Origin of the sequence: Affinirhizobium lemnae (assembly GCF_022968395.1) — a bacterium.
GTDB classification, from domain to species: Bacteria; Pseudomonadota; Alphaproteobacteria; order Rhizobiales; family Rhizobiaceae; genus Neorhizobium; species Neorhizobium lemnae.
This window is the reverse complement of sequence record NZ_JALJQZ010000002.1, coordinates 32,235-56,561: the sequence shown is the minus strand read 5'-3', so window position 1 is coordinate 56,561 and position 24,327 is coordinate 32,235. Positions and strand designations below refer to the sequence as shown.

Here is a 24,327-nt window from a genome sequence, read left to right as displayed (position 1 = left end):
CAGACCAGACCCGCTTCTCATGCCCCAAAGACACCATGCGCAACACACAAGTCCATCATTGGCATACACTGACATCCGCCTTCTGGCTCACCGTCAGCTTTCTGGTTGCAGGTACTGCATTGGCGGGCGACATTTCGTCTCCGAAAGGTGTGGTGGAACTGTTTACGTCGCAAGGGTGCTCCTCCTGTCCGCCCGCCGATGCCGCCCTGAAGCAGATCGTCGATCAGGGAGATGTGGTGGCGCTGTCTTACCACGTCGATTACTGGAACTATCTTGGCTGGACCGATACGCTGAGCTCCAAGGAAAACACGGAGCGCCAGTACGGCTATGCGCACAGCATGGGCCGCAGCGGGGTCTATACGCCACAGGCCATCATCAATGGCAGGGCGCATGTCAAAGGCACCGATGTCGCAGCAATCAATGGGAAGATCAGCCAGTTGCACGGAGAGGGCCAAGGCCTGACCGTTCCGATTACAGCCCGAATGAACGGCGAGGAAATGGAAATCTCCATCCCGGCCGGCGAGGGTCGAGCAGACGTGGTTGTCGCCTATTTCACCAAGAAGGAGGCAGTCACCGTCGAACGTGGCGAGAACAGCGGGCGCCAGATGGAATACTGGCATAATGTCTATGATGTTCAGACAGTCGGCATGTGGGAAGGCAAGGATCTGAAGATCACCCTGCCTGCCAAGGCCATGGGTCGCTCCAAGAAGGATGGATGCGCGATCCTTCTCCAGGCATCGGGGCCGAAGGGCGAACCTGCTGCAATCATGGGTGCCGCCGTCTTGATGGCAGGACGAAAGCGTCCTCAATAGCGGTGTTTTTCGTCAAAGAAGGTCCGGCCCGAAGCGTCGGGGGCTGGGGGTAAGGTCAACGCCTGGGACCGGACCTGATGGCGCTGTGCGCCAACTGCATGACACTAATCTGGCGCGCGATTCGGGCACGGGTTTGTTCGAATTCAGGCGGAAAACGGCATTTAAGAAAAATCAAATAATACAGATAGGAGCGCTGAAACTCCGTCGGGGAGAATGCGTTTGCCTGTCGAACGCGCTTGCTTTTTGGCAGGCGTAGGGCACACTGTCACGCAGCCGTCATCAAAAACGGCCTTGGATTGAGGAGCTTTGATGAGCGATCAGCCAGAGACAGGAGGGCGGCTTTCCAGTTCGGATGGCGCCAACGTGATCGAACTCAACCAGTACCGGCAGAGCAATGACGTCATTCCCGTGATGTTCCATCGCCGGGAACTGGATGCCATCTTGAGAATTTACGGACGCATGGTTGGAGAGGGTGAGTGGAAGGACTACGCCATCGATCAGTTGCGGGACCGGGCAGTTTTTTCAGTTTTCAAGCGTTCGGGGGAGATGCCACTATACCGGATCGAGAAGAATCCAAAGCTCGCGGCCAAGCAAGGAGCCTTCAGCGTTACCAATACCCATGGCATGATCCTGAAGCGTGGCCATGACTTGCAGCAGGTTCTGAAAGTCTTCGACAAGGTATTGAAACTGATCGACTAGAACGTCAGCCCACGAAAAGTGTACCAGGATAGGCGCCAAGATCCGGCGGTGTTGTGGTACCATCCCCCAGTTCCCGCTGCATGAAGATCGTATCGAGCCACTGGCCGTGCTTGAAACCGGTCCCTTTCATGGTTCCGACCATTTCGAAGCCGAGCGCTGCATGCAGGCCGGTAGAGGCAGAGCTTGCGCCGCCGATGACCGCTGCCATCTGCCGGAAACCGAGACCTGTACAGCGCTCTATGAGTTCCTTCAGGAGCACCTTGCCTAAGCCGCGGCCTCTGGCGAAGGGCGAAAGGTAGATCGAATCCTCGACCAGCCAGCGATAGGCAGGGCGGGTCCTGAACGCTGAGGCATAGGCGTAGCCGAGAAGCGTGCCGTCGGCATCTTCGGCCACCACATAAGGATACCCCTTCTCAGTGATCGCCCTGAAGCGCTGCAGCATTTCCGCCTCGTCTGGAGGCGTGATCTCGTAGCTGGCGCTGCCGTTCAGGACGCTATCGCGATAGATGTCTGTGATGGCGGGTATATCGGTGGGGCTCGCGTCGCGCAGATGATAGGTCATATCAGTTCAATCCGGATAAGGTCTTGCCTTGATAAGATCCATCAAGACTGAACTGCAACAAAAAAGGCGAGCCGAAGCCCGCCTTTTAAATCCAGAATGCGCAGAACTATTATTCTGCTGCACCTTCCGAAGCTGCTGCAGCGGCGGCTTCTGCTGCTGCCTTTTCGGCGGCGAGAGCCTGTGCTGCTGCAACCTTTTCCGCTTCGATACGTGCACGCTCTTCAGCAGCAGCAGCGCGTTCAGCTTCGTTGAGCTTGCGGGCGCGGGTGTTTGTGTTCTCGACGATACGAGCAGACTTACCGCGACGGTCGCGCAGGTAGTACAGCTTCGCGCGACGAACCTTACCGCGACGAACGACTTCAACGCTGTCGACCAGCGGAGAGTAAACCGGGAATACGCGCTCGACGCCTTCTCCGTAGGAGATCTTGCGAACGGTGAAGCTCTCGTTGATGCCGCCGCCGGAGCGGGCGATGCAAACGCCTTCATAGGCCTGAACGCGGGTACGGTTGCCTTCGCGAACCGTTACGTTGACGCGCAGCGTGTCGCCCGGAGAAAATTCCGGCAGCTTGCGCTTTGCTTCGATCTTGGCAGCCTGTTCGGCTTCCAGCTGAGCAATGATATCTGTCATGTTAACCTCTAGGTTCTTCTGAAACGACCAGAGCGCTCGACATCGGACCTTCGGACTTGCCTTGGAGCCGTGCTGGGAACCAAAAAAGGGAGTTCACAAGCAGGAGCGGATTCGCCATTCTTTGTTACGGTCAACGGGAGAAACTCCCATGTCCGCGTGGGCCTTTACACCACCAATCGCCATTTGTCACCCCTGTCGCGCAGGAATCTGAATTCAAGATCATCCTGATATGGCCTTGCAGCAGAACCCTGCAACCGATAAGCCGCTCGATCATCAGGTTGCAAGGGAGGGCACCGGGTGTCGATTTCGATTATTGTTTTACTGTTCGTCTCCGGCTTTTTATCGGGAGCGGTCAACGCCATTGCAGGCGGCGGCACATTCCTGACCTTTGGTGCGCTGACACTTGCTGGCCTGCCGCCGATTTCGGCCAATGCGACCTCGTCCATCGTGCAATTTCCCGGCTATGTGACCTCGACGCTCGCCTACAAGACCGAGCTGATGAAACGCTGGCGAAGCGCCGTCGCCCTGACCATTATTTCGGCGGTCGGCGGGCTCGCGGGTGCACTCATCCTGCTAGCGCTCGACAATCCTTCCTTTCGCGCCATGGTGCCTTGGCTACTGGCGGCGGCAACGGCCATCTTTGCGGCCGGTCCGCTCTTGAAGCCCAAAGCGTCTGCGGAAAGAACCGGCACATCGGCATCCTCGGCCATTGGCCAGTTTCTGACGGCGATCTATGGCGGTTTCTTCGGTGCAGGCATGGGCATCATGATGCTGGCCGTGCTGGGCCTGACAACCGGCGGAAGCTATCATCACCTCAACGCGCTGAAGAACCTGCTCGCCATGGTGATTGCTGCTGTCGCCATCATCGTCTTCGTCGGCGGCGGCGTCGTGGGCTGGGCGCAGGCCGTGATCATGATTCCCGCAGGCGCTGCCGGTGGCTATGCGGGTGTCTGGCTCGCACGGCGGGTTCCGCAAACCATCATGCGAATGCTGGTGGTTGCTGTCGGCACAGCGCTGACGGTCTATTACTTCGTCACCGGCTGAGCGTCTTGCTTTAGGAGATCGGGCCTGCGCGCCTTCGTTAGCGCCAGCGCTTGTTCATGGCGCCATTTTTCGATCGCGGCATGGTTGCCGGACGTCAGTACGGACGGGATGGCAACGCCTTCGAATTCCTGCGGACGCGTATAGTGCGGATGTTCCAGCAGGCCAGTCTCAAAGCTCTCATGCGTTCCGGACAATACATTCCCCATGACACCCGGCAGAATGCGCACGACGGCATCCAGAACGGTCAAGGCCGCCGGTTCGCCTCCGGATAGGATGTAGTCGCCGATCGAGACCTCTTCGAGCTGGCGACCGTCGATAACCCGCTGATCCACCCCCTCGAAACGACCGCAGACGATGACGACGCCCTCGCCTGCCGCCAGCTCTCGCACCCGTTCTTGAGTCAACGGCTTGCCGCGCGGGCTCATCAACAGGCGAGGACGCGAATCCTGAGCCAGCGAATCTATGGCTTGCGCCAGAATATCCGGTTTCAACACCATGCCCGCGCCGCCACCGGCTGGCGTATCATCCACCGTGCGGTGCTTGTCCTTGGCGAAATCACGGATCTGAACCGCTTCCAGCGACCAGTCGCCCCGCTCCATGGCCTTGCCGGAAAGGGAATAGCCAAGATGGCCCGGAAACATTTCAGGATAGAGCGTGAGAACCGTTGCGCGGAACGTCATGGCTGAAGCTCAATCCCGCTTCTTTTTCGGCGGGGACTTCTTCTCAGAAGCATCCGGCTTGCCATCGGGAATCTCGCCCTTCAGATCCTCGTCCTCCGGCAGATCAATCAGACCAGCAGCAACCGGATCAACCAGAAGCTTGCCGTTTTCCAGATCGATTTCCAGAACCGCAGCCTCCGTGAACGGAATGAGCGTCGGGCGCTTGTTGGGTGCCTTCAGCTCCAGGAGATCGCCAGCGCCGAAATCGAAAACACTGCTGACGACACCATAACTGATGCCATCGGAATCGACCGCCTCGAGGCCTTCGAGATCGGCATAGAAGAACTCGTCTTCGTCCAGTTCCGCATCGGGCAGGTTTTCGCGATCGATGAAGAGCTCTAGCCCATTCAGCGCTTCGGCGGCATTGCGATCATTGATGCCGCGAAAGCGCACGATGACGACATTTTTGGCTTCCCGGATTTCCAGAATTTCGAAGACCCTGCCATCCTCGCTGTGAAGATTGCCATAATCACCCAGCGCCAGCGGATCTTCCGTGAAGGAGCGCACCCGCACTTCGCCGCGCAAGCCCTGCGCCGCACCGACGGTCGCCATGAGGATAGGGTTTTCGAGCTTTGCCATGGTTTTATCCTGCCTGTCTTCGTCACTGCTCTAACCCGGATCAATGATCTTGAAAACACAAAGACCGGAAAAACAAAACGGACGACATGTCGCCATGCCGTCCGTTCTGTCAAATCTGAGGTAGACGCTTATTCAGCAGCGGCTTCAGCAGCCTTCTGAGCCTTCTCGGCAGCGCGCTCCTGAGCCTTCTTGCCCGGCTTGCCCTTTTCAGCGTTGTTGCGAGCAGCGCGCTCTGCAATGCCAGCTTCTGCCATGAAGCGCAGAACGCGGTCGGTCGGCTGTGCGCCCTTGGCAACCCAGGACTTGATACCTTCAACGTCGAGCTTCACGCGCTCAGCATTGTCCTTCGGCAGCATCGGGTTCCAGGAACCGAGCGTTGCGATGAAGCGGCCATCGCGCGGTGCGCGGGCATCAGCAACAACAACATGGTAGTAAGGACGCTTCTTGGAACCACCACGGGCCAGACGGATCTTCAGGGACATTTCAAACTCCTTCAGTTTTTTTCGGTAAGGGCCGTCTTCCTCGACGGTCCTGTTGTGTTAGAGGCCGCGCTCAGGCGGTCTTTTCAGTAACGCCGCCGTGTTCGGCAGCAATGGCTTCATGATGACGGATGACTTCCTTGATAATGAAATTCAGGAACTTCTCCGCAAAATCCGGATCAAGCTGCGCATCCTTGGCAAGGCGACGCAAACGCTCGATCTGGTATTCCTCGCGCGCCGGGTCTGCCGGCGGCAAATCGAACTGAGCCTTCAGAATGCCCACTTCCTTCGTGCAACGAAAACGCTCTGCCAGCATGTGCACAAGTGCCGCGTCGATGTTGTCGATCGACTGGCGGTACTTTCCGAGCTGTTCTTTGACCTTTGGATCAACCATGGCTTTGAGCGCCTCCCCTCACTTCTTTTTCGGAAAGCCCGGAAGACCCGGCAGGCCACCCAGACCCGGAAGCTTGCCGCCCAATCCTGGCATACCGCCGGGAAGACCCGGCATGGAACCCGACTTGAAGCCTGCGGCTTCCGCTTGCTTTGCCAGCGCTTCCAATTGCTTGGGGTCCATCTGCGACAGATCAGGCATACCGCCCATTCCACCGCCCATACCACCAAGACCCATTTTGCCGGCCAGACCGCCCATCATCTGTTTCATGATGCCGCCTTTGCCCTTGCCACCCATAGCCTTCATCATGTCCGCCATCTGGCGGTGCATCTTGAGAAGCTTGTTGATTTCGGCGGCATCGGTGCCGGAGCCGGCGGCAATACGCTTCTTTCGGCTGTGCTTGAGAAGATCGGGATTGGCGCGTTCGGCCTTCGTCATCGACGAGATGATGGCAAGCTGGCGGTCAAACACCTTGTCGGTCATGCCGGACGCTGCAAGCTTGTCCTTCATGCCCGCCATGCCAGGCATCATTCCCATGATGCCACCCATGCCGCCCAGCGATTTCATCTGCTTCAGCTGCTCGGCGAGATCGTTAAGGTCGAACTTGCCCTTGGCCATCTTTTCGGCCATGGCGCGCGCCTTTTCGGCGTCGATATTTTCGACAGCCTTTTCGACCAGCGAAACGATATCGCCCATGCCGAGAATGCGGTCGGCGATACGGCGCGGATGGAACTCGTCGAGTTCCGACATCTTTTCGCCGATACCGATGAGCTTGATCGGCTTGCCGGTGACAGCGCGCATGGAAAGGGCGGCGCCGCCACGGCCATCGCCATCCATGCGGGTCAGCACGAGGCCGGTAATGCCGACGCGCTCATCAAAGTTGCGGGCGAGGTTGACGGCGTCCTGACCGGTCAGCGAATCCGCGACCAGCAGAATTTCGTGCGGCTTGGAGCGGGCTTTGATCTCAGCCATCTCCGCCATCAGCGGCTCGTCGATATGCGTACGGCCTGCCGTGTCGAGAATGACGACATCATGGCCGCCAAGCTTCGCAGCCTGCACGGCGCGCGAGGCAATATCAGTCGGCGACTGGCCAGCGATGATCGGCAAAGTATCGACGCCCGTCTGAACGCCCAACTGACGCAACTGCTCTTGCGCGGCCGGACGGCGCGTATCGAGCGAGGCCATCAACACTTTCTTGCGGTCACGATCCGTCAACCGCTTGGCAATCTTGCCGGTCGTCGTGGTCTTACCCGAACCCTGCAGACCGACCATCATGATGACGACCGGCGAAGGAGCGTTCAGATCAATCGAAACGCCTTCTGAACCCAGCATCTCGATGAGTTCGTCATGAACGATCTTGACGACCATCTGGCCGGGCTTGATCGACTTCAGGACGGAGGCACCAACGGCCTTTTCACGAACGCGATCAGTGAAGGAGCGAACGACTTCCAGCGCCACGTCCGCTTCCAGAAGCGCACGGCGAACCTCGCGCATGGCCGCCGAGACATCCGCCTCGGAGAGCGCGCCACGGCCGGTCAGTCCACTCAAGATGGAACCAAGACGGTCCTGGAGGTTTTCGAACATCGTTTCATCCTTCTTGACGTTGCACAGTTCTGGCTGAGGCAAACGTCGGGTCTTTGCCGCCGAAAAACAAGACGCAAAGCCAAACGACACCCGAGGGCGCCACGCGCTGTCGAGTGTTGACCTCCGGGATCTCTTTATACCTTTACGGGTCCCGGTCGGCGGCTAAAGTTCTTGAAACTTTCAGCAGATGGCGGGCTTAAACAGCAACTGGCCCGCAAAGTCAAGACTGCCGGGGGTTTTTGCCATCTAGACCTGTCTGCACTATCAACCGACTGTGATGCCGCTGATCCGACATGCCACCCTATCGTAACGCTTCTTGATAGGTTCAACCGGGATACTTATAGATTTTATTATGAAGCGACGCAGTTTCCTGAAATGGTCAGCAATCGGCAGTCTCGCGCTTCTAGGCGGCGGGGTTGCAGCAGGGAGAGCCATGGCAGCCAACAAATATTACACGGGGCCGGTGTCCGACCATTTCGACGGAACGCGCTTCTTCAATCCTGGTGGCGAAGCGCCCAAAGGCTTTCTCAACCTTCTGAAATGGCGCTTCAACGGCAAGAGCATAGACTGGCCAGAGGCTTATCCAAGCCCCTTCGCCGGGACCGTGCCGGAAAAGCGCGTGACGGGCAATCGGATGGTGGTGACCATGGTCGGCCATGCCTCCATGCTGATCCAGGTTGCGGGACTGAACATCCTGACCGATCCTGTCTGGTCGGACCGCACCAGCCCTGTATCATTTGCAGGCCCGAAACGGGTGAACGAGCCGGGTATCAGGATCGAAGATTTGCCGGCTATCGATATCGTCATCGTCACCCACAATCACTATGACCACCTCGATATAGATACGCTGAAGCGTATTCACGCCGCCCATCGTCCGCGCTACATCACGCCTCTGGGCAATGACAAGATCTTCGGCCCCGAACTGGATGATCCGCGCATTACGGTCATGGATTGGGGGGCGAAGGATTATGTCGGCAAGAATGTGACGATCCACTGCGAGCCATGCCATCACTGGTCGGCCCGCGGGCTTGGAGACCGCAGCATGGCGCTGTGGGGTGCTTTCGTGATCGAGACGCTGGCGGGCAAAATTTATCACATCGGTGATACGGGCTTCCATCAGGGCATCAACTACAAGGCGGCGCAGGAAAAGCATGGCTCTTTCCGTCTCGCCATCCTGCCGATCGGCGCCTATGAGCCGCGCTGGTTCATGAAAGCGCAGCACCAGAACCCGGAAGAGGCGGTTGCTGGAATGCAGCTCGCCAAGGCTTCTTACGCCATTGGCCACCACTGGGGTACGGTAAAGCTCACCGATGAAGGCATTGAGGAGCCGCTGGCGGCGCTGCGCAATGCGCTTGCAGCGGCACAGATCAAGCCGGAACGGTTTCGTCCGCTTCGCCCGGGCGAAGCCTTTGACGTGCCGGAAGCGTAAGACCCTACATATGTTCGAATATTTCAATTTTTGAGCGATATGAAAATTTTCTGATCGCGAAAGATGCATCGTTGACTCTTGCCGCAGTTGGCTTCAGAATCCTGCGCATTCACCAGGGGTGTCCCGCAAGGGGCTGAGATTCCGCTGGGCTTGCCCGTTTAAGGGCGAGCAGCGCGGTGACCCGTTGAACCTGATCCAGTTCATACTGGCGTAGGGACGGTGCACGCGCGATTTCCGCAGGGTTATTCTATGCCTTGCGTCGGCGTATATCCATCTTTCCGGCTGACGTGACTGGATCTCCAAATTTAAATATTGGAGTTCCACGATGAACATTGCCCCGAATTTTCCACGGCCTGAAGTCACCACAGGGCCGCTGCCCGCTTCCACGAAAATTTATGTGCCCGGCGAACTGCATCCTGACATCCGGGTGCCGCTTCGACAGATTGCGCTTCATCCCACCTCCGGCGAGCCGCCGGTGAACGTTTATGATTCGTCCGGCCCCTATACCGATCCTTCTATTGCAATTGAGATCGAGAAGGGCTTGCCGCGCCTGCGGGAGAGCTGGGTGGCTGCGCGGGGCGATACGCAGCTTTACGACGGACGCGAGGTGAAGCCGGAAGATAACGGCTTTGCCAGCGGCGAGCGCCTGACGCCCGCCTTCCCCGTCCAGCCAAGGCCTCGTCGCGCAACGGGCGGCAAGGCGGTGACACAGTTGGCTTACGCGCGGGCGGGCATCATCACACCGGAAATGGAGTTCGTGGCAATCCGCGAAAATCTGGGGCGGAAAGCCCTCAAAGAAAAACTGGCGCGGGATGGCGAAAGCTTCGGGGCCTCACTCCCGGATTATGTGACGCCGGAATTCGTGCGGCAGGAAGTGGCGCTGGGGCGCGCCATCATCCCCGCCAACATCAACCACCCGGAACTCGAGCCGATGGCAATTGGCCGTAACTTTCTGGTCAAGATCAACGCCAATATCGGCAATTCCGCCGTCACCTCGTCCATGGCCGAAGAAGTGGAAAAGATGGTCTGGGCTATCCGATGGGGCGCGGATACGGTGATGGACCTTTCCACTGGTCGCAACATTCACAACATTCGCGACTGGATCATCCGCAATGCGCCGGTGCCAATCGGCACAGTTCCGCTCTATCAGGCGCTGGAAAAGGTGGGCGGCATTGCGGAAGACCTGACCTGGGACGTGTTCCGCGACACGCTGATCGAACAGGCGGAGCAGGGCGTCGATTACTTCACCATCCATGCCGGCGTTCGGCTTCACTACATTCCGCTCACCGTCAATCGTGTGACGGGCATTGTCTCGCGCGGCGGTTCGATCATGGCCAAGTGGTGCCTGCATCACCACAAGGAAAGCTTCATCTACGAGCATTTCGAGGAAATCTGCGACATCTGCCGTGCCTATGATGTGTCCTTCTCGCTGGGCGACGGCTTGCGTCCCGGCTCGATTGCCGATGCCAATGACGCCGCGCAGTTTGCAGAACTGGAAACACTCGGCGAACTGACCAAGATCGCCTGGGCGAAAGATTGCCAGGTGATGATCGAAGGTCCCGGCCATGTTCCCATGCACAAGATCAAGGAGAACATGGACAAGCAGCTGAAGGTGTGTGGCGAGGCCCCCTTCTACACGCTTGGGCCGCTGACGACGGATATCGCGCCTGGTTACGACCACATCACCTCAGGCATCGGTGCGGCTATGATCGGCTGGTACGGCACGGCCATGCTCTGCTACGTCACGCCGAAGGAACATCTGGGCCTGCCAGACCGCGACGACGTCAAGGTGGGTGTCATCACCTACAAGATTGCCGCCCATGCAGCCGATCTCGCCAAGGGACATCCGGCAGCGCAGGTGCGTGACGATGCTCTTTCCCGCGCGCGGTTTGAATTCCGCTGGGAGGATCAATTCAACCTCTCGCTCGATCCGGAAACCGCCCGTTCCTATCACGACGAGACCCTGCCGAAGGAAGCGCACAAGGTAGCGCATTTCTGCTCCATGTGCGGGCCGAAATTCTGCTCGATGCGCATTTCGCACGATATCCGTGCAGAAGCACAAAAAGAGGGGCTGGAAGCCATGGCGGCGAAGTTTCGTGAGGGCGGCGATCTCTATATGCCGATTACGGAAGATGGAGGGGCTGAGCTATGAGCATTCTGATCAAGGGGGCCGGCGTTGCTGGTCTCGTACTTGCCTATGAACTGCGCCGCCGCGGCCTGAACGTGGTGCTGAACGATGCGGCGCCACAGGCCGGTTTGGGCGCATCTCACTATGCGGGCGGCATGCTTGCCCCCTGGTGTGAACGTGAAGCAGCCAACGAGACAATCTTCGATCTCGGTCTATCGGCTGCCGACTGGTGGGATCAGGCTTTGCCCGGCATGGTCCAGCGACGGGGTACGATAGTCCTGGCACTGAACCGCGACCGCGCAGAACTCGAGCGGTTTGCGAGGCGCACCCATGGCTATCAATGGCTAGATGAAAAGTGCATCGCGGCGCTCGAACCGGCGCTGGAAGGACGCTTCACCCGTGCTCTCTATTTTGCCGGAGAGGCCCATCTCGACCCTCGAAAAGCCCTTCTCGCTTTGGAAGAAAAATTGGTGCACGCAGGGGTCACGCTTTCCTTTGGCCAGCCAATGACATCCCCCTTGCGTCGCTTCTCAAAGATTGTGGATTGCACAGGTCCATCCGCCATCGGCAACATCAAGGGACTGCGAGGCGTGCGAGGCGAAATGCTGATGCTGGAGACACAGGAAATCCAGTTGACGCGCACCATCCGCGTTCTGCATCCGCGCCACCCGATCTATCTCGTCCCGCGCGGCGAGGGCCGGGTGATGTTGGGTGCAACCATGATCGAAAGCAATGATGCAGGACAAGCTTCGGTTCGATCCACCATGGAACTGCTGAATACCGCCTACGCACTACACCCTGCCTTTGGCGAGGCTCGCATTCTGGAAACGGGTGCTGGCGTGCGGCCCGCCTTTATCGACAACACGCCCCGCATAGTCAAAACCAGAGACGGCATCGCCATAGCCGGGCTTTATCGTCACGGCTTTCTTCTGGCACCGGCGCTGGCCAGACAGGCAGCGGACATGATGCAACGCGACCGACGGAAGGGGGCCGCATGAAGGTAATCGTTAATGGTGAGGCTCTCGTGATTGCCTCCACGAACCTCGCAGACCTGTTGCAGGAACTGGACTACGAAGGCGAGTGGCTGGCAACGGCCGTCAATGCAGAACTTATCCATCGCGAGGAGCGGGGGACCCTGAAACTGAAACCGGATGACCGGATCGAAATTCTCTCACCTCGACAGGGAGGCTGACGATGGCATTAACGCTCTATGGAACAACGGTCCGTTCGCGCCTGCTGCTTGGAACCGCACGCTACCCCTCCCCGCTGGATCTGTCGGCTGCGGTGCGCCAATCCGGCACGGAGATCGTGACAGTTTCGCTCAGAAGAGAGACGGCAGGCAGCCGAACCGGCGGCACATTCTTCGAGCTCATTCGCGAACTCGGCGTGCATGTGCTGCCCAATACGGCAGGATGCCATACGGTTTCAGAAGCGGTGTTGACGGCAAAGATGGCACGCGATCTGTTTCGTACCAACTGGATCAAGCTGGAACTGATCGGCCATCAGGATACGCTGCAGCCGGATGTTTTTCAGCTGGTGGAAGCTGCCCGACTTCTGAGCGACGATGGTTTCGAAGTGTTTCCCTACACGACCGACGATCTGGTGGTGGGAGAACGATTACTGCGGGCGGGCTGCCAAGTGCTGATGCCCTGGTGCGCGCCCATCGGAAGTGCCATGGGGCCGCAGAACATCCTGGCACTTCGGTCCATGCGCGCCGAGTTTCCCGAGGTTCCGCTGATCGTCGATGCTGGTATGGGGCGTCCATCGCATGCGACGACCGTGATGGAACTGGGCTACGATGCAGTTCTCCTAAATACCGCCGTCTCTGGTGCAGGCGATACCGCCACGATGGCAAGAGCCTTCGCATTGGCAATAGAGGCGGGAAAACTTGGCCATGATGCAGGCCTTCTGGAACCACGAGACATGGCGGTGCCTTCCACGCCCTTGATTGGCAAGGGTGTGTTTGCGTGAGAGAATTGGACGCGCGATTTACCCCCCTCTGTCCTGCCGGACATCTCCCCCTCAAGGGGGGAGATCGACCAGACGTTGAACTTTCACCCTCAATTCTCTGAAATTCGAGCACATTCCCCGGTTTTCGAGGGATTAAGCGGGTCAGTCTATCCGATCTCCCCCTTGAGGGGGAGATGCCTGGCAAGGCAAAGGGGGGTGAGCTGCAGATTAAAAGTTTGCGTCGCATACGGTGAAGCTGAAAGATCGAAGTCAGCTGAAAACGGATCTGACCATAATGACTTACTGTCACCTGATTGACATAAAACAGCGGGCGTCACAGTGTTGGGGAAATCACTGGTTCCCCGATGCTCGCAATTCCAAGCTACCCATCATTTTCTGTGGCCATCCCATGAGCCCCGCCGTCATAGCTCTGGCGCTGACGGCTGCCGTCATGCACGCCAGCTGGAACGCGTTCCTGCGTTCCGGCGCCGACCGGCTGTGGTCCATTACCGTCATGGGCGTGACCGGCATTGCCGCAACCCTGCCGCTCATCCTCTTCTATTTTCCGCTGCCCAGTCTGACAGGCTTCGGCTTCATCCTCGCCTCATCGCTGCTGCAGGTGGCCTATAGCGTGTTCCTCGTTTTCGCCTATCGGCTGGGCGATCTCGGTCAGGTCTACCCCATCGTACGCGGCTCGGTGCCGCTGCTGGTCTCACTTGGAACTTTTCTCCTGACGGGTCAGATGCTGAGCTTCAGCCAGCTGATCGGCGTGTCACTGGTGGCCATCGGCATCATGAGCCTGTCCATCGGGCGGCACCGGGCACCAACCTCCTCCATTCTCTGGGCACTGCTGACGGGCGTGATCATTGCAACGTATGCCACCGTCGATTCGACCGGGGTTAAACATTTTGCTGATCCGAAGGCCTATGCGGCCTGGGTGCTGTTTACTTACGGCGTGTTGCTGATCGTGGCCTACATAGCCATGCGCGGGAAGTTCACCATGAACCTTTCCGACCGCGAAGGCCGCAAGGCGCTGCTGGCGGGCATTTTCGTACTGATCGCCTATGGTGTCGTGATCATCGCCTATTCCATGGGACCGGCCGGGCCGATCACCGCCATTCGCGAGACAAGCGTTGTCTTCGCCATGATCATCGGGCGGCTATTTCTGGGTGAAACACTCACGCCCAAGCGCATTATCGCCTGCCTGATCGTGGCGGCTGGGGCGATTGCGATTGGCAGGTAAGCCGACATCGAAGAAAAGACAACGATCCTATGCAAGAGAACACCCCTCCCCAGCCCTCCCCACAAGGGGGAGGGAGTTCGTTGAGAACCTGGCAAGCTCCTGTTTCAAATCAACAATCCTTGATGCCGCAACGTTGGCAACGGTTTCAACCTGCTCCCTCCCCCTTGTGGGGAGGGTTGGGGAGGGGATTTTTTGATTGGTTCTATGCCTCAAGGCCACACGAAATGATCGCGAGGCCCCTCAATTCAAATCTTATACAGCGATCTTGCCGCCGCCGATCTTGGTGATGGCGACGACCGCCGGACGGGTCGGCATATCCGGCTTGAAATCCGGCCAGCGGGTGGAGAGATCCTCGTAATAGGACGGACGGCCATGGCCTGCCCAATCTTCACCGCCATCACCCGGATGCTGCACGGCAACGAAGGCCGTCTCATCATCCGGCGTAAACAGCGGGCCGCACATTTCCGCACCGACAGGCACACGGAAGAACAGCTTGGAGGTGGCGCGGGCTGAACCTTCCGTATCGACGGCCCACAGACCATCGGTCCGGCCCGTACCCTTCGGGCTGTTGCCATCGGTCGCGACCCATAGGCGACCGGCGCTATCCACCGCACAGTTATCCGGCATACCGAACCAACCGTTCTTCGTGGTTTCCGTCGAGAAGGTGGCACCCACTGCCGCAACGGAGGGATCCCCACACTTCAACAGAACTTCCCATTTGCCAGCAGTCGCTGCGAAATCGCCATCCTTTTCGGTGATCTCGATGATGTGGCCGAAGGCGTTTTCCGCGCGCGGATTGGCGGCGTTGACCTGATCGGCCTTGCGCTTGGTGTTGTTGGTCAACATAACATAGACCTTGCCGTTCACACCGTTCGGCTGGATGTCTTCCGGGCGGTCCATCTTGGTGGCCCCCAGGAGATCGCCCGCCTTGCGGGTTTCGATCAGCACATCGGCCTGGGACTTGAAGCCGTTCGCCTCCGTCAGCGGGCCTTGACCATGCACGATCGGCAGCCACTGCATGGAGCCGTCTTCGCCGAACTTGGCGACATAGAGCGTGCCCTTGTCGAGCAGATCCATATTGGCCTTGCGATCAGCAGGGTTGAAAGTGCCATCGGTCACGAATTTGTAGACATAGTCGAAGCGCTCGTCGTCACCGAGATAGAAGACGACCTTGCCGCTTTTCGCCACGATGCTTTCCGCACCCTCATGCTTGAAGCGACCGAGAGCCGTGCGCTTCTTGGGCCTGGAGGTTGGGTCCATGGCGTCCACTTCCACGATCCAGCCGAAGCGGTTCGGCTCGTTCGGCTCTTTGGAAAGATCGAAACGATCGTAGAAATTGCCCCATTCGTAGGAGCCTTCCGGCACGCCATAGCGCTTGTAATTGGCGGCTTCCGCATGGCCTTCTGGTAGTTTGCCCTGGAAATAGCCGTGGAAGTTTTCTTCCGCCATGATGTAGGTGCCCCACGGGGTGACCCCGCCCGCACAGTTGTTCAGCGTGCCGAAAACTCGTGTGCCAGTCGGATCGGCAGCAGTCTTCAGGCGATCATGACCGGCAGCCGGGCCGGTGATCTGCATCGGCGTATTGGAGGTGATGCGGCGGTTCAGCTTACCATCGGCAATGACCTGCCACTTGCCGCTCTGCTTGCGGATTTCAACGATGGTGCCACCATGGGCCGCCATCTCCACATCCACCTGCTCCTTGGAAAGCTTGTTTTGGCTAACCTTGCCGTCGACGATCTTCACGAGGCCCGGAAACATCAGATGCGGATTGGTGTATTCATGGTTCACCACCAGCAGACCATGGGTGGAGGAGCCTTCCAGCGGGATGAAGCCGACGTAATCATTGTTGTAGCCGAACTGCTTGGCCTGCGCCTCTGCCGACTGCTTCAAGGGGTCAAAGCTCGGCGCGCCCGGCAGAACCGCATCGCCCCAGCGCAGCAGCACATCTGCATTATAGCCATCCGCTACGTGATGCTTGGCATCGACGCCAGCTTCGATCTCGTTGAAATTGAAGGCAGAGCTGGCTTTGCCTGCCGCGCGCGCCTCATCGGCGCTCATCAGCGCAACGGGGCTAACGGTCGCTGCGATGGCGGAAACAGCAAGCGATCCTTGCAGGAAGTTACGGCGCGAAAACCGCTTCGAGATGATTTCACCCATCGTGGCGTTGTCGCTGGCATTGTGGCCTTCGCCATCGGCCTCTTCCAGAAGCGAGGTCGGAAAGGGGTTTTGCGTCACATGTTCGTTCATCGAACCGTCTCCTGATTGTTCTCTTTTAGAGGTTTTCCAATCTAGGCATGCCATGTTTCAGGGATACGACAGTTTCCCCAGACCTCCTCCCTCAAGGTGTCTATAAAACCCGCAGCCTCGTCCCCTTACGGATATGTGGCAGAAGTCGCTGCATGTCTTTCAAGGACACTGCGATGCAGCCAGCCGTCGGCTCGTAGCCCGGTCGAATAAGGTGGAAGAATATCGCCGAACCCCGGTAACGGGCGCGCGACCGAATGTTCCAGTCGAGCACCAGACAGATATCGTAAAGCCCGTCCTTGCAGCTCATCTCTTCGTGACTGGGTTTGAAAGGCGCCCTGACGAGCCGATTGTAGCTGGGGTGACGTGGCTCATCGCACCACACCATGGATTTCGCGATGCGTCTCATAGGCAGCGCGGTCCCCAAACCCTTCAGCCGATCGCCCCGCAGGAAGCCATAGAGAACCTGCATTTCGGCTATGGGCGTTGCCCCATCCCCCTCCCGTTTGCGGCTTGTGCGACCGGACCTTCCGATGGCCGCAGGCACCGTCACATTGCCGAATGACACCATGGCGCGGGAGCGACTGACGGGGCTGTGATGTACCGTGATGATGGCACCCTTGCGGTTGGCCTTTTTCCCACCCATTTTCTCTCACACAGAATTGCTTTGGATATGATTTCGGTCGGAATCATAGCATGATGGAAGATGAATCGAAGCCTGCCGAATTTCTTCGGCGATCAAACCAAGGAAGGCGTAGATATCGATGGCAGCGCGGACTGTACTGCTGGTGGATGATGATAACGATCTGCGTGAAACGCTGGTCGAGCAACTTTCACTGTACGAGGAATTCAGCCTCTTGCAGGAAGCCACGGCAACAAAGGCCATGGCAACCGCCAAGGCAGCCCAGGTCGATCTTCTGATCATGGATGTCGGCCTTCCCGATATGGATGGTCGCGAAGCCGTGAAGCTGATGCGCAAGGGCGGCTTCAAGGCGCCAATCATCATGCTGACTGGCCATGATACGGATTCCGATACCATACTGGGATTGGAAGCGGGCGCCAATGACTATGTCACCAAGCCGTTCCGCTTCGCCGTGCTTCTGGCCCGCATGCGCGCACAGCTTCGCCAGTACGAACAGAGCGAAGACGCCACATTCACCGTCGGCCCTTACGTCTTCAAGCCGAGCCAGAAACTTCTGACCACTGATGACGGCAAGAAGATCCGTCTGACGGAAAAGGAATCGGCGATCATCCGCTACCTCTATCGCGCAGGCCAGAAGGTCGTGACCCGCGATATTCTTCTCGAAGAAGTCTGGGGCTACAATTCCGGTGTCACGACGCACACGCTGGAAACCCACGTCTATCGTCTTCGCCAGAAAATCGAACGCGATCCTTCCAATGCCGAAATTCTCGTGACAGAGAACGGCGGCTACAAGATCGTGCCCTGAAGGTGAATTGAAATGGCGCTCAGCGATGATATCCAGCTTCTGGCCCAGGTGCCGCTTTTCCAAGGGCTGGACAGCGATCAGTTGCGGCTGATCGCCTTCGGTGCCGAGCGCCGCAACATCCAGAAGGGCCAGGCGCTGTTTCGCGAACATTCGCCAGCGGAATGCGCCTTCGTCGTCTCCCGGGGCCATTTCGACCTTTACGTTGAAAGCCGAGCGGGCGAGCTTGAATTCCGGGATCGCGCCGGTCCCGGAACCCTTCTCTCCGAACTTGCTCTTGTGACCATGGTGGAGCGCAAGTTCACGGCCATCGCCTCGGACGATGGTGAAGTGGTACGCATTCCCCGCACGCTGTTTCATCGCCTGCTGGAGGAATATCCGCAGGTCGCAGGACTAATGGAATCACGCATTCGCCAGAACATTGTGGATCTGGCGCTGGCCGCCACCCGCATGGCGGGCCGGTTTGGGTGATAAAACAAGGTTTAACTAAATTTACATTTTAATATAGTGGAGCAATGATCAAAGAGGTCGAGATAGAGTTACTTAGTGATGGATTTACCGACAGCAGATCAGTTTTACGAAGCTGTTTTTTTACCAGAACTATGGCCGTCCGCCTGTGAGGCACTTGCAAAAGAGGTTGATGCATCCACAGCGACCATATTCGCCATAGATGAAAAAGGAGGCTATCGCTTCGTGTGTACCCCAAACATCTGGGAAGGCATTATGCGTTTCTCTTCAGATCCTCGTCGATTTGACAACCCGCGCCCAGCGCGTGCGTTGGAGCGATTTCCATTCACGTTCACAAGAGAACTCGATCTTCTTTCCGAAGAAGAATACGAAAATGATGTAGTTTTAACTGAATTTATACGCCCTGCCGGCATGAACTGGTCAGCCGGCTGTGTATTTCAGGAGCCATCAGGACATCTGATCATGTTTGATTTGCTCCGTCGGAAAGGGATGGAGCACTATAGCGATGGCGAGATAAACCATCTGAACGCATTGAAGCCAGATTTAGCTCGGGCCGTCTTTCTGGCATCTCGTCTTGCTTTCTCAGAAGCCAAAGTGATGTCCAACACTCTTTCCTCGCTCGGACTAGCTGCCTTCGTACTTGGGGCAGATATGAAGGTAATGGCGATGAACGGAGAAGCCGAAGTCCTGTCACCGCGGATTACAACCGGATATCGTGAACGGCTCGTCCTTGAGAGTAAGGCTACAACTTCGTTGCTCACTGCCGCTTTCCTGGCTGTAACCTCATCAGTAATGGGCACAGTCCAATCCTTGCCATTGATGTCTGCGAATGGACAGGAGCCTCTGATCCTCCATTTGCTACCCGTGCGGCGGGCTGCACATGACGTTTTCGGCCGCGGCTTGGCCATACTTGTTGTTACCGCGCCAGGTAAGCAAGGTGCGCCCGATATGCGGGTTCTATCGGGTCTCTTCGACCTGACACCTTCCGAAGGAAAGATTGCCCGTGAGCTGGCAAAAGGTCTTTCAATTGAAGAAATTTCAAAGCTGCATAGTATATCGATGGATACGGTCCGTACACATGTAAAACGAATCTTAACGAAGACGGGCACGAATAGACAGCCGGAACTTGTGGCTTTATTGCTTGGCCTGTCGTTACCCCAGCAGGAAAGCAATCATAGTCTCAGAACTTGAATGTTGCCGTTACCGGCACGTGGTCTGAGGGGCGGTTCCAGCCTCGGGCCTCTTTCAGCACTTCGATCTTGTCGAGGAACGGGCCGAGATCGGGGGAAGACCAGATGTGGTCCAGTCTGCGGCCGCGGTCTGCGGCTTCCCAATCCTTGGCGCGGTAGCTCCACCAAGTGTAGAGCTTTTCGGACGCCGGAACATGCTGACGCATGAGATCCAGCCAGCCGCCCTTCTCCATCACTTGCGTCAGGCCTTCCGTCTCGACCGGCGTATGGCTTACGATCTTCAGCATCTGCTTGTGCGACCAGACATCATGCTCCAGAGGTGCGATGTTGAGATCGCCGACGAGGATGGAGGAAACGCCGGGGGACGAGGCCTTCAGCGCCTTCATCTCTTCTACGAAATCCAGCTTGTGGCCGAATTTCGGGTTGATGCTGCGGTCCGGCTCGTCGCCGCCGGCAGGCACATAGAAGTTATGAATGCGGATGCGGCGAGAACCGCGCTCGAAGATCGCCGAGATGTGGCGCGCATCGCCCACCCCGCAGTAATCCTGACGATGATCTTCGCTCAGCGGCACTTTTGAAAGAATGGCAACGCCGTGGTAGCCCTTCTGTCCGTGCAGGATGATGTGCTCGTAGCCCATGGCCTTCAGCGGCTCGAGCGGGAACTCCTCCGCGCGGCACTTGATTTCCTGCAGGCAGAGAATGTCCGGCTTTTCGCCCACGATGAACTGCTCGACGATCGGCAGCCGCAGGCGTACCGAATTGATGTTCCAGGTGGTGACGGAAAAGCGCATACGAAAAGACCTCAGACGTTACGGGCCGAGGTTTAGGCTGTTTTGATGGTCGAGGGCAAGGGGAGAGAAGGCCCCCTCTGGCTGCCGCCATCTCCCCCACAAGGGGGGAGACAGAAGGAGGCGAAGTCTTGCCATCCCATTGATAAAAATTATTTACAGAGTACTCGACCAAACCTGATCATCCCGCAACCGTAACCCTAACTTTCTCCCCCCTTGTGGGGGAGATGGCGGCAGCCAGAGGGGGTTTGATGACCCGCCAGCCGCAGCCAGAATTTCTGATGGCGTGGCGAAAATGGTGATTTCGAGAACCGGAGCGGAGCGTACTTAAATGTCGTCAAGCACCGGAAGCGAAGAAATTGCCATTTGCAGCCCGCCAGCAGGAATTCTTTAAAGCTTGTGGACTTCGTTATAGGGAATGGTGAATACCTTATCGTCGAAACGAACGCCGTTCTGGACGTTGTAGATCATGACGGAGGTGTCCTTGCCCTGCACGTCGGTGATCGTCCATTGACGCAGATCGAAAGTTTTCGGGTCGAACATCATGGTGATGGTCGAATCGCCGAACACCGTCTTATTGCCAAGCACGATCGTGACGAGGTCAGACTCCTGCTTGACGTTGCGCACCATCTGGTTTGACAGATCGATCTTGTTGGCCAGAAGCAGGCTGAGCGGTGTCTTTGAGAGCGGGTAGATGTCCCAGGTCTTGAGCTTCAGATTACCAATGACGACATTGTCGCCATCCGAGATCACGCGAATCGGAGACGGATCCTCAAAGTTGAAGCGCAGCTTGCCCGGACGTTCGATGAAGAATTTGCCACCGGTCTGCTCACCCCGCGGACCGAACTGCACGAACTCACCCATCATGGTTTTTACCGATGAGAAGTGATCGGCAATCTTCTGCGCGGCTGCAGCACCCACGGCATCCTGAGCCAGCGCTGGCAGACCGGCAAATGCGGTGACACCGAGGCTCGCCAGGCCTATCATGAGGTTGCGACGATCAAGAACTGCGGTGGACACACGGGTCGACATGTTTCTTATTCTCCTTCACCTGCCTTTTCGCCAACAAAGGCGGCGTCTCTATGACGCGACATAGCGATTGAACCTTGAGCCAGACCTGTTCCCTCACATTTTCGAGCGGGAGCGGATACTGCAGAGCCACGGGAACGGCTGAACTTCATCCGGGTTCCCGGCAAAATCGAGGATTACCGATCGATGATATCGGCTTCCGTCGGCACGAGGATCTCGCGCTTGCCCGCATGATTGGCGGGCCCGATCAGGCCTTCGCTTTCCATTCGCTCGATCAGCGAGGCAGCCCGGTTATAACCGATGCCCAGTCTTCGCTGGATATAGGACGTCGAAGCCTTGCCGTCGCGCAGGACGATAGCGACCGCCTGATCGTAGGGATCATCGGAATCGGACAGGTTGCCGGTTCCGGCTGGACCGCCACCGCCCTCATCGTCCTCGTCATCATCCGCCGTAATGGCATCGAGATATTGCGGCGCGCCTTGTGTCTTGAGGTATGAGACGATCTCTTCCACTTCCGTATCGGAAACAAAGGGGCCGTGAACGCGCTGGATGCGCCCGCCTCCCGCCATGTAGAGCATGTCGCCCATGCCGAGGAGCTGTTCTGCACCCTGTTCGCCCAGGATGGTGCGGCTGTCGATCTTGGAGGTAACCTGGAAAGAAATACGTGTCGGGAAGTTGGCTTTGATCGTGCCGGTAATGACATCAACAGACGGGCGCTGCGTTGCCATGATGACGTGGATGCCCGCCGCACGCGCCATCTGCGCCAGACGCTGGACTGCACCTTCGATGTCCTTGCCCGCCACCATCATCAGGTCGGCCATTTCGTCGATGATGACGACGATATACGGCATGGGCTTCAGGTCGAATTCTTCTGTCTCGTACATGGCCTCGCCCGTCTGGCGATCGAAACCGGTCTGCACGGTACGGGTCAGCACTTCACCCTTGGCAATGGCCTGCTCCACGCGGCTGTTGAAGCCATCGATGTTGCGAACACCGATCTTGGACATCTTCTTGTAGCGCTCTTCCATCTCGCGCACGGTCCATTTCAGCGCAACGACCGCCTTTTTCGGATCGGTGACGACCGGCGAGAGCAGGTGCGGAATACCGTCATAGACCGACAGTTCCAGCATCTTGGGATCGATCATGATCAGTCGACACTTCTCCGGCGAAAGGCGATAGAGCAGCGACAGGATCATGGTGTTGATGGCAACGGATTTACCGGAACCGGTGGTCCCGGCGACCAGCAGATGCGGCATCTTGGCGAGATCGGCAATGACAGGTTCGCCACCGATGGTCTTGCCCAGCGCCATGGCAAGCTTGGCCTTGCTGCTGTCGAAATCCTGGCTGCCGATCAGTTCACGCAGGAAAACCGTTTCACGCGTCTGGTTAGGCAGTTCGATGCCGATGGCATTACGGCCCGGGACGACAGCCACGCGTGCGGCGATCGCGCTCATCGAGCGGGCGATGTCGTCAGCCAGGCCGATGACACGGGAAGATTTGATGCCCGGAGCAGGCTCGAGCTCATAAAGCGTTACCACGGGGCCAGGACGCACATGAATGATCTCGCCCTTGACGCCGAAATCCTCCAGCACGCCTTCCAGCATTCGCGCATTCTGTTCCAGTGCATCGGCGGAAAGGGTCGCATCGCGCGCCACGTGTCGCGGCTCCGCCAGCAGATGAACGGATGGCAGCTCGAAACCTTCAGGATCGATGAACGAGCGCTGACCTTCCCGCATGGTACGGCTCGCTTGCCGGGGCTGGGATGCAGCAGGCGTCACACGGGCAGAGGCCCTTAGGCCGCGCGGCGCGTCGTCCTCATCGTCGGGGAGGATGCCGAACGGACGCATCGGCATATCGTCGTCCATGTCCTCTTCATCCTCAGCGACAAGCGAGGCTGGAGACAGACGCCGTCTGGCCGCCATGACGCCGGACATGGAATTATCGAGCGACGGCTCCATGCGTCCGCCTGCCCGAGCCTTTGGCCGAACAGGCTCGTTCAGCTTACCGAACTCGTCCTCGTTGAAATCATACGGTGCCTCGAAAGCATTGGATGTCGCCTTCGGCTTCAGGCGGAACAGGCGGCGCAAGCGCGCCTGCGTCGTGTACCACATATGCGCAAGAGCACCGAAGGCGACAAAATCGGTGAAGCGAAACCCTTCTTCCTCATCGCCAAAGTCCGCGGCTGTCGGCACGCGACGGCGGGGCTCCTCCGGCATGTCGTCTTCATCCTCTTCCTCGATAAGCAACTCTTCGTTGCCAATGAGACCCGCAGCAAAGGCGAGAAAACCTGCCGTCGGCAGTATAAAAATGCTGCCAAGGACAATCGCGACCATGCCGGTCGGATAGGTACCGACGAACAATGCGGGAAAGCGCAGGATCATATCCCCGATCACCCCACCGATGCCATTTGGGATGGGCCAGGTCAGGGGAGCGGGAAAACATCCAAGCGTTGCCGCACCCATGAAGGTGCCCACGGCCCAGGCGGCAAGGCGCGCCGGGATGCGCGTAATTGGACGCCCCACGATCAGGGCAAGCGCCCAGGCCAGCAAAGGCATCAAAGCCAGAAGGCTTGCAAGGCCCAGAAACTGCATCATCAGATCGGCAAAGGCAGCTCCGGGAAAACCCAGGATATTGGTCGGAACGTTGTCCGTGGCATAGGAAAAGCTCGGATCGGCCACATTCCACGTCGCCATGGCTGCAACAGCCAGCGCCAGAAGGATAAAGATTGCAAATCCGCATAGTGCAAGGATCTGTCGCACGAAGAACGCGACGAGCGCATGGCGGGTTGAGGTGTGCGCCATGACTGCTGAACTGCTTCTGCTCATCGTTTCTTGCCCGAACATCCCGTTGAGGAGGGTGGACACCAGGCGCGTGGCAGAATCCACGCGCAAAGCAGCCCTGTACGGGAAGGGTACC

23 protein-coding genes, 1 pseudogene and 1 riboswitch are annotated in these 24,327 nt (G+C 58.0%); of the genes and pseudogenes, 12 read left to right on the top strand and 12 right to left on the bottom strand.

Going from position 1 to position 24,327, the window contains the following annotated elements:
- The first annotated feature begins 35 nt into the window (after positions 1-35).
- Positions 36-812: a DUF1223 domain-containing protein gene (locus MUU53_RS01590; protein ID WP_247259302.1), complete on the top strand. Its 777-nt coding sequence runs from the start codon at positions 36-38 to the stop codon at positions 810-812.
- A 309-nt stretch (positions 813-1,121) separates the two neighbouring features.
- Complete coding sequence (locus MUU53_RS01585) at positions 1,122-1,511, top strand: DUF2794 domain-containing protein (RefSeq protein ID WP_247259301.1); 390 nt, start codon at positions 1,122-1,124, stop codon at positions 1,509-1,511.
- Positions 1,512-1,515: 4 nt separating this feature from the next.
- Here MUU53_RS01585 and MUU53_RS01580 read toward each other — a convergent pair whose 3' ends face one another.
- Together MUU53_RS01580 and rplS are read right to left on the bottom strand one after the other, a co-directional pair.
- Positions 1,516-2,073, bottom strand: coding sequence for a GNAT family N-acetyltransferase (locus MUU53_RS01580; protein WP_247259300.1), 558 nt, complete (start codon positions 2,071-2,073; stop codon positions 1,516-1,518).
- Between the two features lie 109 nt (positions 2,074-2,182).
- Positions 2,183-2,701: a 50S ribosomal protein L19 gene (gene rplS, locus MUU53_RS01575; protein WP_062556162.1), complete on the bottom strand. Its 519-nt coding sequence runs from the start codon at positions 2,699-2,701 to the stop codon at positions 2,183-2,185.
- A 297-nt stretch (positions 2,702-2,998) separates the two neighbouring features.
- Here rplS and MUU53_RS01570 point away from each other — a divergent pair, with 297 nt between their 5' ends.
- The gene (locus MUU53_RS01570; protein WP_247259299.1) at positions 2,999-3,745 is read left to right on the top strand and encodes a sulfite exporter TauE/SafE family protein; all 747 of its coding nucleotides are present in this window, start codon (positions 2,999-3,001) and stop codon (positions 3,743-3,745) included.
- On the opposite strand, the gene trmD is transcribed toward MUU53_RS01570, so the two are convergent.
- The 5 genes from trmD to ffh form a co-directional block, all read right to left on the bottom strand.
- Positions 3,727-4,425, bottom strand: a complete 699-nt coding sequence (trmD, locus tag MUU53_RS01565; protein WP_247259298.1) for a tRNA (guanosine(37)-N1)-methyltransferase TrmD — start codon at positions 4,423-4,425, stop codon at positions 3,727-3,729. The two genes, MUU53_RS01570 and trmD, sit on opposite strands and share 19 nt — an antisense overlap.
- Positions 4,426-4,434: 9 nt before the next feature.
- Positions 4,435-5,043 (bottom strand): ribosome maturation factor RimM, encoded by a 609-nt coding sequence (gene rimM, locus MUU53_RS01560; protein ID WP_247259297.1) that lies wholly within the window; start codon positions 5,041-5,043, stop codon positions 4,435-4,437.
- 128 nt (positions 5,044-5,171) lie between these two features.
- Positions 5,172-5,525 carry a 30S ribosomal protein S16 gene (gene rpsP, locus MUU53_RS01555; RefSeq protein WP_062556166.1) on the bottom strand — a complete coding sequence of 118 codons (354 nt, stop codon included), beginning with the start codon at positions 5,523-5,525 and terminating at the stop codon, positions 5,172-5,174.
- Between the two features lie 70 nt (positions 5,526-5,595).
- Entirely contained in the window at positions 5,596-5,916 is a 321-nt protein-coding gene (locus MUU53_RS01550) for a chorismate mutase (RefSeq protein WP_062556167.1), read from the bottom strand.
- A gap of 18 nt (positions 5,917-5,934) precedes the next feature.
- Positions 5,935-7,497: a signal recognition particle protein gene (gene ffh / locus MUU53_RS01545; RefSeq protein ID WP_247259296.1), complete on the bottom strand. Its 1,563-nt coding sequence runs from the start codon at positions 7,495-7,497 to the stop codon at positions 5,935-5,937.
- Between the two features lie 352 nt (positions 7,498-7,849).
- Here ffh and MUU53_RS01540 point away from each other — a divergent pair, with 352 nt between their 5' ends.
- From MUU53_RS01540 to MUU53_RS01515, 6 genes are all read left to right on the top strand, one after another.
- Entirely contained in the window at positions 7,850-8,926 is a 1,077-nt protein-coding gene (locus tag MUU53_RS01540; RefSeq protein ID WP_247259295.1) for an MBL fold metallo-hydrolase, read from the top strand.
- A gap of 104 nt (positions 8,927-9,030) precedes the next feature.
- Positions 9,031-9,161, top strand: a riboswitch (TPP riboswitch).
- Positions 9,162-9,251: 90 nt separating this feature from the next.
- Positions 9,252-11,078, top strand: coding sequence for a phosphomethylpyrimidine synthase ThiC (thiC, locus tag MUU53_RS01535; RefSeq protein WP_247259294.1), 1,827 nt, complete (start codon positions 9,252-9,254; stop codon positions 11,076-11,078).
- Positions 11,075-12,052, top strand: coding sequence for a glycine oxidase ThiO (gene thiO, locus MUU53_RS01530; RefSeq protein ID WP_247259293.1), 978 nt, complete (start codon positions 11,075-11,077; stop codon positions 12,050-12,052). The genes thiC and thiO overlap by 4 nt, the downstream gene beginning before the upstream one ends.
- The gene (gene thiS, locus MUU53_RS01525) at positions 12,049-12,246 is read left to right on the top strand and encodes a sulfur carrier protein ThiS (protein ID WP_247259292.1); all 198 of its coding nucleotides are present in this window, start codon (positions 12,049-12,051) and stop codon (positions 12,244-12,246) included. Before thiO ends, thiS begins: the two co-directional genes overlap by 4 nt.
- Before the next feature lie 2 nt (positions 12,247-12,248).
- Entirely contained in the window at positions 12,249-13,025 is a 777-nt protein-coding gene (locus MUU53_RS01520) for a thiazole synthase (protein ID WP_247259291.1), read from the top strand.
- Positions 13,026-13,413: 388 nt separating this feature from the next.
- Positions 13,414-14,247, top strand: coding sequence for an EamA family transporter (locus tag MUU53_RS01515; RefSeq protein WP_247259290.1), 834 nt, complete (start codon positions 13,414-13,416; stop codon positions 14,245-14,247).
- 252 nt (positions 14,248-14,499) lie between these two features.
- Here MUU53_RS01515 and MUU53_RS01510 read toward each other — a convergent pair whose 3' ends face one another.
- Positions 14,500-16,494, bottom strand: a complete 1,995-nt coding sequence (locus tag MUU53_RS01510) for a PhoX family protein (RefSeq protein ID WP_247259289.1) — start codon at positions 16,492-16,494, stop codon at positions 14,500-14,502.
- 100 nt (positions 16,495-16,594) lie between these two features.
- The gene (locus tag MUU53_RS01505) at positions 16,595-17,137 is read right to left on the bottom strand and encodes a L,D-transpeptidase family protein (protein ID WP_377307177.1); all 543 of its coding nucleotides are present in this window, start codon (positions 17,135-17,137) and stop codon (positions 16,595-16,597) included.
- Positions 17,138-17,255: 118 nt separating this feature from the next.
- On the opposite strand from MUU53_RS01505, the gene MUU53_RS01500 reads away from it, so the two are divergent.
- The 3 genes and pseudogenes from MUU53_RS01500 (at position 17,256) to MUU53_RS01490 (ending at position 19,595) form a co-directional block, all read left to right on the top strand.
- A complete protein-coding gene (locus MUU53_RS01500) occupies positions 17,256-17,939 on the top strand; it encodes a response regulator transcription factor (protein ID WP_062556175.1) in 684 nt (227 codons plus the stop codon).
- A gap of 12 nt (positions 17,940-17,951) precedes the next feature.
- Positions 17,952-18,380, top strand: a pseudogene (locus MUU53_RS01495) (cyclic nucleotide-binding domain-containing protein); the annotation flags it as partial.
- Positions 18,381-18,485: 105 nt separating this feature from the next.
- Positions 18,486-19,595 (top strand): helix-turn-helix transcriptional regulator, encoded by a 1,110-nt coding sequence (locus MUU53_RS01490; protein WP_247259287.1) that lies wholly within the window; start codon positions 18,486-18,488, stop codon positions 19,593-19,595.
- Here MUU53_RS01490 and MUU53_RS01485 read toward each other — a convergent pair.
- The 3 genes from MUU53_RS01485 to MUU53_RS01475 form a co-directional block, all read right to left on the bottom strand.
- Positions 19,585-20,385, bottom strand: coding sequence for an exodeoxyribonuclease III (locus tag MUU53_RS01485; protein WP_247259286.1), 801 nt, complete (start codon positions 20,383-20,385; stop codon positions 19,585-19,587). The two genes, MUU53_RS01490 and MUU53_RS01485, sit on opposite strands and share 11 nt — an antisense overlap.
- 387 nt (positions 20,386-20,772) lie before the next feature.
- Positions 20,773-21,369, bottom strand: a complete 597-nt coding sequence (locus MUU53_RS01480) for an outer membrane lipoprotein carrier protein LolA (protein ID WP_376748627.1) — start codon at positions 21,367-21,369, stop codon at positions 20,773-20,775.
- Between the two features lie 218 nt (positions 21,370-21,587).
- Positions 21,588-24,236 (bottom strand): FtsK/SpoIIIE family DNA translocase, encoded by a 2,649-nt coding sequence (locus tag MUU53_RS01475; protein ID WP_247259284.1) that lies wholly within the window; start codon positions 24,234-24,236, stop codon positions 21,588-21,590.
- Positions 24,237-24,327 lie beyond the last annotated feature (91 nt).